15 protein-coding genes and 1 pseudogene are annotated in these 16,828 nt (G+C 48.9%); 8 read left to right on the top strand and 8 right to left on the bottom strand.

Features of this window, described 5'->3' with window-relative positions:
- Positions 1–67: 67 nt before the first annotated feature.
- Complete coding sequence (gene ttcA / locus I6L54_RS12920) at positions 68–1,003, top strand: tRNA 2-thiocytidine(32) synthetase TtcA (RefSeq protein ID WP_005126647.1); 936 nt, start codon at positions 68–70, stop codon at positions 1,001–1,003.
- Between the two features lie 95 nt (positions 1,004–1,098).
- On the opposite strand, the gene dbpA is transcribed toward ttcA, so the two are convergent.
- The 4 genes from dbpA to I6L54_RS12905 all read right to left on the bottom strand — a co-directional run bounded on the left by dbpA (position 1,099) and on the right by I6L54_RS12905 (position 5,267).
- On the bottom strand, positions 1,099–2,472 hold the full coding sequence (dbpA, locus tag I6L54_RS12915; protein ID WP_005126646.1) for an ATP-dependent RNA helicase DbpA: 1,374 nt from the start codon (positions 2,470–2,472) through the stop codon (positions 1,099–1,101).
- 28 nt (positions 2,473–2,500) lie between these two features.
- Complete coding sequence (gene ynaL, locus I6L54_RS24600) at positions 2,501–2,683, bottom strand: proline-rich small protein YnaL (RefSeq protein WP_072041434.1); 183 nt, start codon at positions 2,681–2,683, stop codon at positions 2,501–2,503.
- Positions 2,684–2,957: 274 nt separating this feature from the next.
- Positions 2,958–3,941: a zinc transporter ZntB gene (gene zntB, locus I6L54_RS12910; RefSeq protein ID WP_005126644.1), complete on the bottom strand. Its 984-nt coding sequence runs from the start codon at positions 3,939–3,941 to the stop codon at positions 2,958–2,960.
- 159 nt (positions 3,942–4,100) lie between these two features.
- Positions 4,101–5,267: a methyl-accepting chemotaxis protein gene (locus I6L54_RS12905; RefSeq protein WP_072041433.1), complete on the bottom strand. Its 1,167-nt coding sequence runs from the start codon at positions 5,265–5,267 to the stop codon at positions 4,101–4,103.
- A gap of 411 nt (positions 5,268–5,678) precedes the next feature.
- Here I6L54_RS12905 and I6L54_RS12900 point away from each other — a divergent pair, with 411 nt between their 5' ends.
- Both I6L54_RS12900 and I6L54_RS12895 read left to right on the top strand, forming a co-directional pair.
- Positions 5,679–7,793 (top strand): putative bifunctional diguanylate cyclase/phosphodiesterase, encoded by a 2,115-nt coding sequence (locus I6L54_RS12900; protein ID WP_005126637.1) that lies wholly within the window; start codon positions 5,679–5,681, stop codon positions 7,791–7,793.
- 67 nt (positions 7,794–7,860) lie between these two features.
- A complete protein-coding gene (locus I6L54_RS12895; RefSeq protein WP_040230911.1) occupies positions 7,861–9,093 on the top strand; it encodes a GGDEF domain-containing protein in 1,233 nt (410 codons plus the stop codon).
- 12 nt (positions 9,094–9,105) lie between these two features.
- Here I6L54_RS12895 and smrA read toward each other — a convergent pair whose 3' ends face one another.
- Positions 9,106–9,669 carry a DNA endonuclease SmrA gene (gene smrA / locus I6L54_RS12890; RefSeq protein ID WP_005126632.1) on the bottom strand — a complete coding sequence of 188 codons (564 nt, stop codon included), beginning with the start codon at positions 9,667–9,669 and terminating at the stop codon, positions 9,106–9,108.
- Between the two features lie 196 nt (positions 9,670–9,865).
- Between smrA and ogt the strand changes: the two genes are divergently transcribed.
- The 3 genes from ogt (at position 9,866) to uspE (ending at position 12,945) form a co-directional block, all read left to right on the top strand.
- Positions 9,866–10,381, top strand: a complete 516-nt coding sequence (gene ogt, locus I6L54_RS12885; RefSeq protein ID WP_005126630.1) for a methylated-DNA--[protein]-cysteine S-methyltransferase — start codon at positions 9,866–9,868, stop codon at positions 10,379–10,381.
- A 194-nt stretch (positions 10,382–10,575) separates the two neighbouring features.
- A complete protein-coding gene (fnr, locus tag I6L54_RS12880; protein ID WP_003020397.1) occupies positions 10,576–11,328 on the top strand; it encodes a fumarate/nitrate reduction transcriptional regulator Fnr in 753 nt (250 codons plus the stop codon).
- Positions 11,329–11,994: 666 nt separating this feature from the next.
- Positions 11,995–12,945: a universal stress protein UspE gene (uspE, locus tag I6L54_RS12875; protein WP_005126626.1), complete on the top strand. Its 951-nt coding sequence runs from the start codon at positions 11,995–11,997 to the stop codon at positions 12,943–12,945.
- Positions 12,946–12,993: 48 nt separating this feature from the next.
- Here the strand turns inward: uspE and I6L54_RS12870 are convergent, their stop codons facing one another.
- The gene (locus tag I6L54_RS12870) at positions 12,994–13,254 is read right to left on the bottom strand and encodes a DUF2534 family protein (protein WP_005126625.1); all 261 of its coding nucleotides are present in this window, start codon (positions 13,252–13,254) and stop codon (positions 12,994–12,996) included.
- Positions 13,255–13,499: 245 nt separating this feature from the next.
- On the opposite strand from I6L54_RS12870, the gene I6L54_RS12865 reads away from it, so the two are divergent.
- Entirely contained in the window at positions 13,500–14,531 is a 1,032-nt protein-coding gene (locus tag I6L54_RS12865) for a mechanosensitive ion channel family protein (protein WP_005126623.1), read from the top strand.
- Between the two features lie 38 nt (positions 14,532–14,569).
- Here the strand turns inward: I6L54_RS12865 and I6L54_RS12860 are convergent.
- Positions 14,570–15,528, bottom strand: a pseudogene (locus tag I6L54_RS12860) (NAD(P)-dependent alcohol dehydrogenase).
- On the bottom strand, positions 15,528–15,911 hold the full coding sequence (locus I6L54_RS12855; protein ID WP_040230908.1) for a VOC family protein: 384 nt from the start codon (positions 15,909–15,911) through the stop codon (positions 15,528–15,530). Before I6L54_RS12855 ends, I6L54_RS12860 begins: the two are co-directional and overlap by 1 nt.
- Before the next feature lie 119 nt (positions 15,912–16,030).
- Between I6L54_RS12855 and I6L54_RS12850 the strand changes: the two genes are divergently transcribed.
- A complete protein-coding gene (locus tag I6L54_RS12850) occupies positions 16,031–16,801 on the top strand; it encodes a DeoR/GlpR family DNA-binding transcription regulator (protein WP_040230906.1) in 771 nt (256 codons plus the stop codon).
- Positions 16,802–16,828 lie beyond the last annotated feature (27 nt).

Here is a 16,828-nt window from a genome sequence, read left to right as displayed (position 1 = left end):
TTTTGCCGGACTATCCGGCGTGATGCATACTCTTCTGATGCCACACTACGAATTGAGCCTCTATTAAATGTCGCAAAATCAAGATATTAGCAAGAAAGAACAATACAATCTGAACAAATTACAGAAACGCCTGCGTCGTAACGTGGGTGAAGCTATTGCCGATTTCAATATGATCGAAGACGGCGATCGCATTATGGTGTGTCTTTCCGGTGGGAAAGATAGCTACACCATGCTGGAAATACTGCGGAATTTGCAGCAAAGCGCCCCGATCAGTTTCTCTTTGGTCGCCGTAAATTTGGATCAAAAACAACCGGGCTTCCCGGAGCACATCCTGCCGGAGTATCTGGAACAACTTGGTGTTGAGTATAAAATTGTCGAAGAAAATACCTACGGGATCGTCAAAGATAAAATTCCTGAAGGCAAAACGACCTGCTCTCTCTGTTCCCGTCTGCGCCGCGGCATTTTGTACCGCACGGCAACCGAATTAGGCGCCACCAAAATTGCGCTGGGACACCATCGCGACGACATCCTGCAAACACTGTTTTTAAACATGTTCTACGGCGGAAAAATGAAAGGTATGCCGCCGAAGCTGATGAGCGATGATGGGAAGCATATTGTGATCCGTCCGCTGGCCTATTGCCGCGAAAAAGATATCGAGCGCTTCTCTGAAGCGAAAGGTTTCCCGATTATTCCGTGCAACCTGTGTGGTTCTCAGCCTAACCTGCAACGTCAGGTGATCGCTGATATGCTGCGTGACTGGGACAAGCGCTATCCAGGTCGTATTGAAACGATGTTCAGTGCGATGCAGAATGTGGTGCCTTCTCACCTGAGCGATATTAATCTGTTCGATTTTAAAGGCATCAAACACGGCTCAGAAGTGGTAGATGGCGGTGATCTGGCATTCGATCGTGAAGAGATCCCACTGCAACCAGCTGGCTGGCAGCCGGAAGAAGATGAAAACCAGTTAGATGAGTTGCGTCTGAACGTGCTGGAAGTGAAGTAATGTAGAGAATGCCATATCCGGCCTACTGGACAAGGTATTACTTCAGCACCAGTAGGCCTGATAAGCGGAGCGCAATCAGGCACTCCTACGGGCATTTATTTTAATAAACGAACCCGGCAGTTCTTGCCTTTGATCTTACCGTTCTGCAGTTGCTTCCACGCTTTATGTGCCACAGACTGGCGAACGGCCACATAGACATGCGCCGGATGAACGGCAATCTTGCCGATATCTGCCCCGTCCAGACCAATATCTCCGGTCAACGCCCCTAATACATCACCAGGCCGCATTTTAGCTTTTTTACCGCCATCGATGCACAGCGTCGCCATCTCAGCCTCCAGCGGCAGAATTGAGCCATTACCCGGTGCAGGCAGCCAGTTCAGCTTCAGTTGCAGCATCTCGGACAGAATATTGGCACGTTGCGCTTCTTCCGGCGCACAGAAGCTAATTGCCAGGCCACTGTTACCCGCACGGGCAGTACGTCCAATACGGTGTACATGAACTTCCGGATCCCATGCCAGCTCAAAGTTAACCACCAGTTCGAGCGATTTAATATCCAGACCACGCGCTGCCACATCGGTGGCCACCAGAACACGAGCACTGCCGTTAGCAAAACGTACCAGCGTCTGGTCGCGATCGCGCTGTTCCAGATCGCCATGCAGTGAAAGTGCGCTTTGCCCCGCCGCATTCAATGCGTCACACACGGCCTGACAGTCTTTTTTGGTGTTGCAAAAAACGACGCATGAAGCCGGCTGATGCTGGCTGAGCAATTTTTGCAGCAGCGGAATTTTACCGTGGCTGGCGGTTTCAAAAAACTGCTGTTCAATCGCCGGTAGCGCATCAACCGTATCAATTTCAATCGCTAATGGATTTTGTTGCACCCGGCCACTGATGGCGGCAATGGCTTCCGGCCAGGTTGCGGAAAACAGCAATGTCTGACGTGACGCTGGTGCAAAGCGGATCACGTCATCAATTGCATCACTAAATCCCATATCCAGCATCCGGTCGGCTTCATCCATTACCAGCGTATTCAACGCATCAAGGGAGACAGTGCCTTTTTGCAGGTGGTCGAGTAAACGTCCCGGCGTGGCAACAATAATATGCGGGGCATGTTGCAGAGAATCACGCTGTGCGCCAAAGGGCTGACCACCGCACAGCGTTAAAATTTTGGTATTTGGCAGAAAACGCGCCAAACGACGCAATTCACCAGCGACCTGGTCAGCCAGTTCGCGGGTTGGGCACAGTACCAGCGACTGAGTCTGAAACAGCGCAGCATCAATGTGTTGTAACAGGCCAAGACCAAACGCAGCCGTTTTGCCACTGCCGGTTTTTGCCTGCACACGAACATCTTTTCCTGCCAGGATCGCCGGCAACGCAGCGGCCTGAACAGGCGTCATTTCAAGATAACCCAGCTCATTAAGATTCTCGAGTTGGGCGGCAGGCAAAACATTCAGGGTTGAAAAAGCGGTCACAATTTAATCTCGCGGTAAAAACTCACATTCAGCAGGCGCGTATCCTCGCAGATCTGCGCCCGTGATGCGACAATTTAATCGGCTCTTCATCCGGTGACGGGTCCGGCATAGGTTGCGGACGAGGTATCGGATCGGGAATCGGAACCGGGTCGGTGGGGACTGTATCGGAATGGGAACGTTGCAACTGCAACGGGGCGAATAAGCAGGTCATATTACCCTCCTGTGAATCAGACTGACCCTTTTAGGGTAGACGCTGGTTTCCTGCAGGCAAAAAAAAGCCGACTAATCTAAGTCGGCGTCGTACGAATCAATTGTGCTATGCAGTAATTCAAAAAAGGAAGTAAGACAATATGGAGCGCAACGCCCATCGCTTGACGTTGCATTCACCTGCGAGAGAGATATTGCCCCGAATAGGTAGATGGTTTATTGACCTCGCTCAAAAACTTCGCCGTTTTCACTCACGAAAGTCGCTAAAAACGTAGTTGTTACAACCATTTACTACGATGCAACCATAAAGTAACACCACCGATCAGGACAACTAACAGAATACAGAATAGTGAAAAACCAAACTGCCAGCCGCCACCGGGAATCCCCCCGAGATTGACGCCAAACAGTCCGGTTAAAAATGTGCTGGGCAGAAAAACCATTGCCATCAACGACATGGTATAGGTTCTTCGCGCCAGAGATTCCTGCATAACCTGAGCAATTTCATCCGCCATAATGCCTGTCCGGGCGATGCACGCGTCGATCTCATCCAGCCCTCTTCCCAACCTGTCGGCGATATCCTGCATCCGACGTCGGTGATCGTCAGTCATCCACGGTAAACGTTCACTCGCCAGGCGCGCATAAGCATCGCGTTGAGGGGCCATATAGCGCCGCATGACTATCAGTTGTTTGCGCAGCAATGCCAGAAAGCCGCGAGGCGGGATCTGCTGGTCCAGCAGGTTGTCTTCCAGATCGATAATTTTGTCATGCAATTGTTCGATAAACTCACTGGCATGATCGGTTAAAGCATCACAAACATCCACAAGCCAGCTACCACAGTCAGACGGTCCCGTCCCTTCCTGCAAGTCACTCACCACATCATCCAGTGCCAGCACTTTACGCTGACGCGTTGAGACAATCAGGCGTTCATCCATATATAAGCGCATGGCGACAAGCTGGTCTGGGCGTTCGTCGGTGCTGCCATTAATACAGCGTAACGTAATCAGCGTCCCTTCTCCGACCCGGCTTACGCGTGGGCGAGTACTTTCTCCCGCCAGTGCATCACGCACATTATTAGGAAGCAGAGGCGTTGTCGCCAGCCATTGCGCGCTATCAGAATGGGTGTAATTAAGATGCAGCCAGCACGGATGTGCACTGTCGATAACATCGTTGTCTTCCAGCGGTTTCACGCCACCGCGACCATCCAGCAGCCAGGCAAACACGGCATCCGGCACATTAACTTCGGTTCCCTTAATGGCTTCCACAGCGCCTCCATAAACATTCAAACTTTTCGTTAGTCTAGTCTTCAGTATATGTTAAGCAATATCGCATTGTCCCATTATGCTGAAATGATTCATAAAAGTGTTCAAAAAAATAAAAAAAGCGCCGACGGATTCGGCGCTGTGGCAAGCAGATGTTGAATCTTAAAATGAAGAACCGTATTTAACCCGTTGGCGTAGTCCGGAGACTGGGGGATCTCGATGCAAGATCGTGGTTGTTTCGACAGGCATATTTTTACTTAAGCGAAATTTATGTGTGCGTGACAGAAGATCATTCACCTGACTTTTCAGGATGCCGGACGAATCAGATAACTCATCGACCATGCTGACATTACTTTGCGTCACGTTTTCCAGTTCGGTCAGAGCCCGGGTAATTCTGGTGATCCCGTTTTCCTGTTCCCGTGTGGTTGTTAATATCTCCGCCATCAGCTGATTTAACTGCCCTGCGCCGCCCACAATATCCTGCATGTTCTTTTCGGCTTCACGTACAACCGCCGCACCCTGCTGGACATTGTGATGCGTTTCATCGATAAGCCGTTTAATACTTTTTGCCGCTTCTGCGCTACGATGTGCCAATATTCTCACTTCACCTGCAACGACAGAAAAACCTTTGCCATGTTCACCAGCCCTCGCCGCCTCAACCGCCGCATTCAATGCCAGAATATTCGTCTGGAATGCAATACCATCTATTAACGCGATAATTTCAGTCATCTGCTGAGCGCAGTCGGTGATCGAGCGCATATTGGTGGCGACCTGCACCATTAAATCGCCCCCCTGGCGAGCAGATTGTGTCGCAATATTGGCCTGGGCGCTCGCCATTTGCGTATTATCTGCATTATTGCGTGTACTAACCGCTATCTCATCCATATTCGCAGCTGTTTGCATTAACGCGCCAGACTGCTGTTCCGTTTTTACTGACAATTCGGCGCTACGCTCCGCGAGCTGTTCAGAAAGCGTCATCACGGTCCGTGAAGAGGATCTGATCTCACTGACTAACGTGGAAATATTACTCGCCAGACTGTTAATTCCCGGAATAAGTCTGCCTGCACAGTTATTACCGAATTCGGGAATACTCATCGCCAGATTCCCTGCGGTCACCTCTTCAATGCTTTTTTTTACCGTATTAATCGGTACGACGAGATATTTTGTCATATACCACCATAAATATAATAGTGAAATAGTACAAACCACATCAGTGCCGATAATGACATCAAATCCCGCAGATAATATTACCTCTACGATATTGAGGGCCACTACGGTACATACCAGAAATAAAGTAATAAACGTCCTGACGCTTATATTATTTAACATTTTAATCCTGCCTGCCAAAGAATAACGCGGAGTATTATTTTTTATAGCACCTGCAATGCAGATTGCCATTCCGCGATACCGAAAGTTCCACTTTCAATGAGAGCATGCCGCCTTTTCACTTAAAACACACTATCACACCACCAGTTTACATTAGTCTGGTTGTTTATCCCGCATAAGCTAGCGTTCACGCCAGTTGCCAGACTATTGTCACCCAGTGCACAATGCGAACAAAAATACGCCAAATCATAAATTTGGCAAATGTTTTCATAAGTGAAAATTACATATTCCACCGTTATAGCGGCTCAGGCTAATACTGCTAACAGGAAACTAAGGACGCACCTGGTTTTACCAGGTTAACTGGACAGAATCTGCTAGATTTAACATCACGGTTTTTTATCGATGGGTAGTAAGATGTTGCATGTGTCATGGGACCCTGTACTGATTGGGATTTCCTTTGTTGTCGCATTCATTGCTTCGTTTATTGCCCTCGATAGCGCAGGGAAAGTGGCGATCTCTAGTCGTCGGGAATCGACTTTCTGGCGTTTATCTGGCGGGGCAACGCTGGGGATGGGGATCTGGTCGATGCATTTTATTGGCATGCTGGCCATGAAAATGAGTATGCCGATTAATTATCACTTTTCACTCACGGCATTTTCTTTTTTGATCGCACTCATTTCCGCGACGCTTGCCATCAATATTGCAATATCAGGTCAAACGCTTTCGACCAGGCGGCTTATTGTTGCAACAAGCCTGTTAAGCACCGGTGTTGTGACCATGCACTACGTTGGTATGGTCGCTATCGTTGAACATGTTGCTATCCGCTGGCAGTTCTCACTCATTTTGCTTTCCGTGGTCATTGCCATTATCGCGTCAGGGATCGGCCTGTGGTTGGCTTTTCATTTGCGGCAAAATACCCGACGCGCATTAATAAACCGACTTATTGCCGCTCTGGTAATGGCACTGGCGATTGCCTCAATGCATTACACCGGGATGGGTGCGGCCACCTTCACGCATTTCGGACACACTGCGCATGATGGACTGAGCACGCTGGAACTCTCTATCTGGGTCTGCGCCGTCACGCTGGTGATTCTGGGTATTATGCTGGTCATTTCGATGGTGGATTCTCAGCTACGCACCTCAAGACTGGCCGATAATCTGCATCAACTGAACTGCCAGCTTGAGCACCAGGTCCACTTCGATGCGCTGACCGGCCTTGCCAACCGAACGCAAATAGACGTCTGCTTACAAACCTGCCTGCGTCATTCCAAACTGTATCAACAACACTTCGCCCTGGTCTTTATCGACCTTGATCGATTCAAAATCGTAAACGACACCTGGGGCCATCACATTGGCGATCAGTTGCTTATCTCCAGCACACAACGCATATACAGCTGCCTCGATGACACCATGACGCTGGCGAGGCTGGGCGGTGATGAATTTATCCTGCTGGTGCCAAACAGCAACCGGGAAGCAATTTCGGTGCTGATGACCCGTATTGCCAGCGCCGTCAAAGAACCTTTTACACTGTTTGGACATACCATTCGCGTTTCGTTAAGCGCGGGAAGCAGTCTTTATCCCGAACACGGCTCAACGTTACATGAGCTAAAAGTTAAAGCCGATACTGCGATGTATCATGTCAAACAGGCTGGCAGAAACGGCTGGGCGATTTATACCCCAGAGATGGAGGCTATCGCCGATACGCCGCCAACGTTCTTGCAGGAACTGTCGCAAGCGCTTGAGCGGAATCAATTTGAATTATGGTATCAACCTAAATACACCGCCGGGGATCACTCTCTGACGGGTTTTGAGGCGTTGTTACGCTGGCATCATCCTGAACGCGGCATTCTGCTGCCGGCTGAATTCCTGCCCGCACTTGAAGAAACAGGCCTGATTATTCCTGTCGGCACCTGGGTTCTCCAGCAGGCATGCGGTCAGTTATATCAATGGAAGTCACAAGGCCACACGGAGTGGACCCTTGCCGTTAATCTGTCACCAGCCCAGTTTGAACAACCTGATATTGTCGATATAGTCTGCAACGCTCTGGCGCAATATCAGCTTTCACCAGCACATCTCACGCTGGAACTGACTGAAAGTACGGCACTTAAAAATTTAAAACGCAGCGTAGAAGTCCTGAACGCGTTTGCCGATTTGGGGATCACCGTTTCTATTGATGATTTTGGCACCGGTTATTCAAATATATTGATGCTGAAATCACTTCCGGCGCGAGAATTAAAAATAGACAGAATATTTGTCAAAGATATTAGTGAGAACGACAAAAATACAAAAATCGTGTCTACTATTATAGACATAGCGCACTCTATGAATATGCGCGTTGTGGCGGAGGGTATAGAGACCCAGGAGCAGGAAACGCTGTTAACCCAGATGGGGTGCGGTGTACTACAAGGCTTCCTGTATGCGAAACCCCTGCCAGCACATAAAATCTATGAATTGATACAAACTGAAAACGCCACAAAAGTAAAACCAACGGTACAACCCTTGTCTCACCGACAATCAATAACATTGTGAGATTGCATAATAAAAAATATTCGCCAATAAACCGGCAACACAGCATATGAAGATAACGGGATTATCGATGAGCATAAACGAGCTACATTCACTGGATTTATTAACCATTCCGGTCTGGATCGTTTCGCCACATACCGAAGAACTGGTGTTCGCCAATACCGTTGCACGGGAACTGATGCAGGCCCCGAGTTTCCCTTCTCTCAGAAAAGGCACATTCTCCACGCACGCACAAAGTGATTTACCTATGTATCTCAGTGATTTGCGCAATCATCATGACATTGTGGAGATCCTCACGGTTTACCGCGAAAGCGAGGAAATCGCGCTGGCCTGTCGTTTGTCCATCAGGACGCTTCAGGATATAGGTGATGTTATCCTCTATGAAGGCATTGAAACACCGACAGCGCAAGGTCTGAAAGCCAGCCGCTCTGCTACCTATCAGCGGAAAAAACAAGGATTCTATGCCCGCTTTTTCCAGACTAACTCAGCACCCATGTTGCTTATTGATCCGTCACGCGACGGATTGATTGTGGATGCAAACCTCAGCGCCCTGAATTTCTATGGCTATGATCATGACGTGATGTGTCAGAAGCATACCTGGGAAATCAATATGCTGGGGCGCCATATATTGCCGGTAATGCATAAAATTGCGCATCTTCCTGGTGGTCATAAGCCCTTACATTTTGTCCACAGACTTGCCGATGGAAGCACCCGTCACGTACAAACCTATGCCGGTCCTATCGAAATCTACGGCAATAAGCTGATGCTGTGCATTGTTCACGATATTACCGAGCAAAAACGTCTGGAACTGGAACTGGAACGCGCCGCCTTGCATGACGCTTTAACCGGGTTACTCAACCGGCGGCATTTTTATCAGATAACTGAGCCAGCGCAGACACACACAACATTGTTAACGCAGGATTACAGTTTGCTGCTAATCGACACCGATCGGTTTAAAAGCATTAACGATCTTTTCGGGCATTTAAAAGGGGATGATGTACTTTGCGCGCTGGCACGTACCCTGGAATCCTGTGCAAGAAAGGACGATCTGGTTTTTCGTTGGGGGGGAGAAGAGTTTGTACTGCTTTTGCCACGAACGTCTTTAGATGCAGCGCTTAATCTCGCTGAAGTAATACGCGCGACGGTAGCCAAGGTGAGCCTCCCTGGCCTTCCCCGCTTTACTGTCAGTATTGGTGTGGCGCGACACGAAGCCAATGAAAGTATTGATGAGTTATTTAAACGCGTGGACGACGCATTGTACAAAGCCAAAAATGAAGGCAGAAACAGAGTGCTGGCTGCCTGATGACTACCCTGTCTAGCGACTACGTTTAGCGTGGCGTTCCCAGTTCTCCTGTTTCGCCTGCGCCGTTTTACGTAACGCCACATAACATGCCCCACTGCCGCCATGATGCGGCAGTGCGGTGCAGAAAGCCTGCACATCATCAAACTCCGTTAACCAACGTGCGACGTAGCTACGAACGATGTTGGCATGGGAGTTATCATCACGCCCTTTACCGTGAATCACCAGGACGTTGCGCAATCCATCCTGCAGCGCCTGTAAAATAAAGCTAAATAGCATCTGGCGGCAGGTTTCAACGGGCTGTCGCACAAGATTAAGGCTTGCTTGTTGCGGATATTTCCCGGTTCGTAGCTTGTCAGTCACGCCATGCTGTAACCCTTCGCGACGAAACTCCAGCGGAACGCTCAGCGGGACGATATCCAGAAAACCTGTCGAGAGAAAATTATCCAGTTGCAGCGTATCAATACGTGCCGGAGCGCGAAGATTACGCGTTGGCTGCCAGTGAACATCGGCGCATCCCTTCAGTGGTTGAACATCCCCCATGGCGTCAAGAAACAGCGATGCATCATCAAGGTTCATGTTTCATCCTCCAGCGATTTTGCGACGGCACTATCATAACCGCGCACTATTATACCGACAACGGTTTACGGTTATTTCCAATAACGCACCGTTCGACATTCCTTTACCTCCATAAGTTAAGATCCGTTTTTGGGGGTATAGATACGACTGTCATTGACATGATAATGTGTAACCCCACCTGTAATGAGAAAAACGGATGCTGAACTTACTTGAAGACATCATTGCAACGCCCCTTGGCCCGCTGTGGGTAATTTGTGATGAGCAATTTCGCCTGCGTGCGGTTGAATGGGATCAACATCGTGATCGTATGGAGCAATTACTGGATATTCATTATCGTTCTGAGGGTTATCAGCGTATTGCTGCCAAAAACCCCGGAGGACTAAGCGATAAGCTGACAGAGTATTTTGCGGGAAATCTCAGCATTATAGATACGCTTGAAACCGCAACAGCGGGAACCCCTTTCCAACGCGAGGTCTGGAAAGCGTTGCGTTCTATACCCTGCGGGCAGGTCATGCATTATGGACAACTGGCTGAGCAGCTGGGGCGCCCCGGAGCCGCCAGAGCCGTTGGCGCGGCTAATGGTTCCAATCCTGTCAGCATCGTCGTCCCATGCCACCGCGTGATTGGACGGAATGGCACAATGACTGGCTATGCGGGTGGCGTGCAGCGAAAAGAGTGGTTATTGCGCCATGAAGGCTATCTGCTACTCTAGAATCCAGGCAATTAATGCCTTATTCATCACACTTCCACACAATACACCCCCAAATAAAGTACGGTTAATCAGATAGATACAAACATTCAACTCGCTTATGCCTGAATTATTCTCTATTGGGAGTAGCTCAGGCTTACGTGCTCACCAAAAAGATGTTAAAATTGACAAATATCAATTACGGCTTGAGCAGACCTATGATCCCGGAAAAGCGAATTATACGGCGCATTCAGTCTGGCGGTTGTGCTATCCATTGCCAGGATTGCAGCATCAGCCAGCTTTGCATCCCGTTCACACTTAACGAGCATGAGCTTGACCAGCTCGATAACATCATCGAGCGCAAAAAGCCTATCCAAAAGGGGCAGACGCTCTTTAAAGCAGGTGACGAGCTTAAGTCACTCTATGCTATCCGTTCCGGAACGATAAAAAGCTATACCATTACCGAACAAGGCGATGAGCAAATCACCGGTTTCCACTTAGCGGGCGACCTGGTTGGTTTTGACGCGATTGGCAGCGGTCATCACCCAAGCTTTGCCCAGGCGCTGGAAACGTCAATGGTATGCGAAATTCCTTTCGAAACTCTGGATGACCTGTCCGGTAAAATGCCGAACCTGCGTCAGCAGATGATGCGTCTGATGAGTGGCGAAATCAAAGGCGACCAGGACATGATCCTGCTGTTGTCGAAGAAGAATGCTGAAGAGCGCCTGGCGGCCTTTATCTACAATCTGTCCCGCCGTTTTGCCCAGCGAGGCTTCTCTCCGCGCGAATTCCGTCTGACAATGACCCGTGGCGATATCGGTAATTACCTCGGTCTGACGGTTGAAACCATTAGCCGCCTGCTGGGTCGCTTCCAGAAAAGCGGTATGCTGGCGGTGAAAGGTAAATATATCACTATTGAGAATAGCGACGCGCTGGCTGTCCTTGCTGGCCACACACGTAACGTTGCGTAGCCTTCTCAGTTAACCTTCTGTCAAATTGCTAAATTACCCCAATTTAATGGTTTGGCAGAAGGCGCTTGTGCTCTGATTTAATTAAAATATAAACACTGTAAGTGTCCTCAATATAAATATCCCCATCATTAATGCTGTCACAATAACTACGGTTAAACACTCTTTCCTGCCTGGTTGCATAAAAAACCGCTGAATGCGATAAGATCGGCAGGGTTTACGGACGCAAAATAAGGTGCGATAAATGCCAGCATGACGCATCCTGGCGATGATTTAAGAACCGCCATCGATAGAACACGCAACAGTTCGCCGCTATGAATTAGCCTTTTCTATTTTAGGTGAGCATCTTTATCACTCCGGGCATCCCACCAGTTTTCATCACTGGTTGCCACTGGCTCGCGAAAGCGTACAGCCGTTCGACGAATCAGCCTTAGCGGCAGGGTTCAAATTGCCGGGCAGTTGAAACGTCCACGCGCCCAAACCTTTTCCGCCTGGCGCGCAAGCACAATAGAAACAACGGAAAATGGTTTAGATTGAGCGTGATGTGGGGAAAAGCTGGAGATTTCCCCAGTTTATTGATCTGGCAAGAGGTTCTCCCCTGTTTCAATCCACATTATTGGGTTACTCTTTTAAATACAAACTGCAGTGACAGTTGTAAGGAGACCCTGTATGGCTATGTATCAAAACATGCTGGTAGTCATCGATCCAAACCAGGACGATCAACCAGCATTACGGCGAGCTGTTTATTTGCATCAACGGATTGGTGGCAAAATTAAAGCCTTTTTGCCGATCTATGACTTTTCCTACGAGATGACTACCCTGCTGTCGCCGGACGAGCGTACGGCAATGCGTCAGGGGGTCATCAGCCAGCGAACAGCATGGATACGTGAACAAGCGAAATACTATATCGAAGCAGGGATCCCGCTTGATATTAAAGTGGTCTGGCACAACCGTCCCTTCGAAGCCATCATCCAGGAAGTAATCAGCGCTAAGCATGACCTGGTGCTCAAAATGGCACACCAGCACGATCGCCTTGAAGCCGTGATTTTCACACCAACCGACTGGCATTTATTGCGTAAATGTCCAAGCCCGGTGTGGATGGTCAAAGATCAGCCGTGGCCGGAAGGTGGTAAAGCGCTGGTGGCGGTGAACCTCGCCAGTGAAGAGGCATATCACAATGCACTCAACGAAAAACTGGTCAAGGAAACGTTGCAGCTCGCAGAACAGGTTAACCATACCGAAGTACACCTGGTCGGCGCCTATCCTGTAACGCCTATCAACATTGCGATTGAGCTACCTGAATTTGATCCCAGCGTGTACAACGACGCCATCCGTGGACAACATCTGCTGGCCATGAAGGCATTACGCCAGAAATTCAGTATTGATGAAAAAGTTACCCACGTTGAAAAAGGATTGCCTGAAGAGGTCATCCCGGATTTAGCTGAGCATTTACAGGCGGGGATCGTGGTACTCGGCACCGTTGGGCGCACCGGCATATCAGCTGCGTTTCTGGGGAATACCGCAGAACAGGTTATCGACCATCTGCGTTGCGATCTGCTGGTTATCAAACCGGATCAGTACCAGACCCCGGTTGAACTGGACGACGAAGAAGACGATTAATCCTGCAGCAAAATGCCGGATGGCGATGTCATCCGGCATGATATGTACTTAGTACTTCTCCTCGCCTCCGAGGAAATAGATACCGAGCGGAATAGCCAGCAAAATAGTAAAAACCATACTGTAGACGCAAATCATTGCGGATTGAATGGCATACATCGAGGCTGTCCAGTCGGAAAGCGGAATGTCATACTGTTCAATGACGCCACCAATCGTCGCGCGCGTCACAACCGATGCCGCAATAATAAATACCCCAAGCAGACATAACAGAAACTTCCGTCCCTTCGCTGTCTTCAGCTTAGCCATGATCATAATATCGTCCTTTTGCAGATGAAAACCGTGTTACTTTGTAGCAACAATACCATGACATCAACTTACTGTCTGCTACATACGCCACACTCAAACTTGACATGCGCACTATTCGCCTGAAAATAACGCTGATTGTATTATTCCTCTCTCCTTTTGATGAATGATCTGACAACCTGAACTGGGTAAAATATCCGCTGATGAAGGATGTCAGATGATATTTAACTAACACGGAGTGACCTGGGAGAATCATGATCGCTGAACTGTTTATAAATAATGCGTTTAATTTAACGGTAATTCTCAGCAGCTGTGCAGCGTTAGTCCTGATGAGCGTCTGGTTTCATCGTAGTGAAAAACACTGCAAAGGACTCATATTCCACGCAGCACAGTTTTTTGTTTATGCCATTATCATTGGTACGTTTGGCACGATTGCGAATAACGTCATCGATAGTTATAAGCTGAAATTTATCTCCCCAGGCGTGGTCGACTTTATCTGCACCTCGTTGATAGCGTTGATCCTGACGATAAAACTCTTTCTGGTCATCAATCAGTTTGAAAAAACGCAGATTAACAAGGGCAGAGATATCACCAGCGCGAGGATCATGTCACGCATCATTAAGATTACGATCGTCGTCGCCATCATCTTGCTGTACGGTGAGCATTTCGGCATGAGCCTGTCAGGGCTGTTAACGTTCGGCGGCATCGGCGGTATCGCTGTCGGTATGGCAGGTAAAGATATCCTGAGCAATTTTTTCTCTGGCATTATGCTCTACTTCGACAGACCGTTTAGCATCGGTGACTGGATCCGCTCTCCGGACCGAAATATCGAAGGTACGGTAACGGAAATCGGCTGGAGAATGACCAAAATAAACACCTTCGACCACCGTCCGTTATATGTGCCGAACTCAATTTTCTCTTCCATCAGTGTAGAAAACCCGGGGCGGATGAGTAATCGACGAATCAAAACGGTGATCGGGTTACGTTATGAAGATGCTGATAAAATTGGCACAGTTGTCGAGTCGGTCAGAAAAATGTTGCAAAGTCATCCTGGAATAGATCAAAAACAAACCCTGCTGGTCTATTTTAATGAGTTTGCCGATTCATCGCTGAATATCATGGTGTATTGCTTCACGAAAACCACCGTGTGGCAGGAGTGGCTTGCTGTACAACAAGATGTGTACTTGAAAATTATTACAATAGTTCAGGATAACGGTGCTGACTTTGCGTTCCCCAGTCAGACGTTGTATATGGATAACGCCGAGGTACAACCTTCTGCCCACTAACCAAAATCAAGACGCGGATATCCGCGTCTTTTTTGCATTTACTTCAGTGACGCGATATCAATGACAAAGCGGTATTTCACGTCGCTTTTCAACATCCGTTGCCACGCGGTATTAATATCCTGAATATTGATAACCTCAACATCTCCTGAGTTTCCGCAATCCCCCCAATCACCGAACCCGCAACGGCTCTTTTACCGAGGATCAGCGGAACCGTGTTCAGGAACGGATCCAACGGCCCCAGATGCCCCACCAGCACCAACGTTCCGCTAAACACCAGCGTTGGAATATAGAGGTTCAGATCATACACGTATGGAACAGTATCAATAATCAGGTCAAACTGATTCGCCGCGGCTTTCATCTGTTCGCTGTCTGTTGAAAGCACAACATGACTGGCCCCATTCGTCTGGCATCAGCTTCTTTGCCTGGCGACCGCGTGAATAACGTAACATCAGCCCCCAATGCTTGAGCGAGCTTGATCGCCATGTGTCCCAGACCACCCAACCCAACAACAGCGACTTTACTCCCCTGCCCAACCTGCCAGTGACGCAACGGCGACCATGTGGTGATACCGGCGCACAACAACGGTGCAGCACCACGTAAGTCGATTCCTTCCGGCACCTTCACGACGAACTTCCCGGTCACGACAATCTTGTCAGAATAACCGCCGAAAGTAGGCAGGCCATCATGACAGTCAGTATCGTTATACGTAAGGGTGCTCCCCTCTTCGCAGTATTGCTCAAGACCCTGCTCGCAGGCGCTACAGTGCTGGCATGAATCATGCCATACACCCCACGCAGGCAAGATCGCCGACCGCGAATTTTGTTTCCGATTTCCCAACATGCACTACGCGGCCTATTATTTCGTGGCCGGGAACCATCGGATACGTAGCGCCGCCCCAGCCATTGTAGGCACTATGGATGTCGGAGTGACACACCCCACTGAATAATATTGCAATGACGACATCATCTTCACGCGGATCCCGACGAACACTACGTATTACGCGACAATCTCGATTAAATTACCGTCTGGGTCCTGAATGACGGCCTCGTAATACCCGTCACCGGTGGTTCGTGGTCCGGAGACCAGGATGCCCTGTTCTTTTGCGCGTATCGCCAGAGCATCAACATGCCCCGCGCCACCAACAGAGAGAGCAAGATGCACCCACCCTGAAGTGTTATTGTCAGGTACAGGGTGGGTCAGTCCCGGTTTGGTCATTAACTCAATCGCAATGTTCCCACCAATGTTGACGAAATAAGATTCAAACCCGGGGTTGGTTTTGCTGCAGTATTTATCGTTTATCACACCATCAAAAAATGACACCCAGAACCGGGCTTGTCGCTCAAGATCCTGGGTCCATAAAGCCATGTGTGCAATTTTCATCGCGATCCTCTTATCGTTTTATTCTGAACGGTACGCCCCCGTTAAGGGATATTGACATCGTGCATTATAATGCACGATCATGCACATTATTGCTCGATGTTTATTTTTATGGAGTTCTCATGCTCGATTACGCTGCGTTCCCGGATCAGCGCCAGGCGCTTATCTATCAGATCCTGCAGGAAAACGGCAGAGTGATCTGTACTGAACTGGCCGCCCGTTTGGGGGTGTCAGAACATACGATCCGCCGCGATTTACATGAGTTGTGTAAAGAAGGTGTTTGCAAGAAAGTCTATGGCGGGGCTGTTATTTCACTACCTGAGTCAGCTGACATCGCAGCACGCAAGAATATTAATACTGCGAAAAAGAACAGCATCGCGCAAAGATGCGCTCGATTAGTGAAATCCGGGAGCTGTATTTTTATCGATACAGGAACAACCAACCTGGCAATGGCTGAAGCCCTTCCCGCTGAGCTGGCATTGACCGTCGTGACAAATTCACCTGATATTGCCGCCGTACTGCTGAAAAAACCGCTATTCGAGGTCATCATGCTAGGTGGGCCAGTGCAGCGATCGTCCGGTGGATGCGTAGGTCCGACAGCCATTGCCCAGGTACAGGATATTTTATTTGATCAAGGTTTTATTGGTGGTTGTGCGATGGCACCGGAGTCAGGATTAACCGGGTTTGATTACGCCGATTGTGAGTTTAAACAAGCGGTAATTAAGCAGTGTAACGAAACTATCGTCGCACTGACGGCGGATAAGATCCCTGCCGTCGCACGTTATGTTGTCACCGCCAGCAGTAACATCGATGTCATTGTCGTGGAGGAAAACATCAGCAAACAGTACGGCACCGCTTTTCAGGCGCATGACATCCGCATTTACACTGTATAACGGTGGCGCAGCCTTTTTACGTACAGA

This window comes from Citrobacter pasteurii (genome assembly GCF_019047765.1).
Classification (GTDB): Bacteria; Pseudomonadota; Gammaproteobacteria; order Enterobacterales; family Enterobacteriaceae; genus Citrobacter; species Citrobacter pasteurii.
Note: the sequence above shows the minus strand (reverse complement) of the source record. Positions and strands in the feature narration are given on the sequence as shown.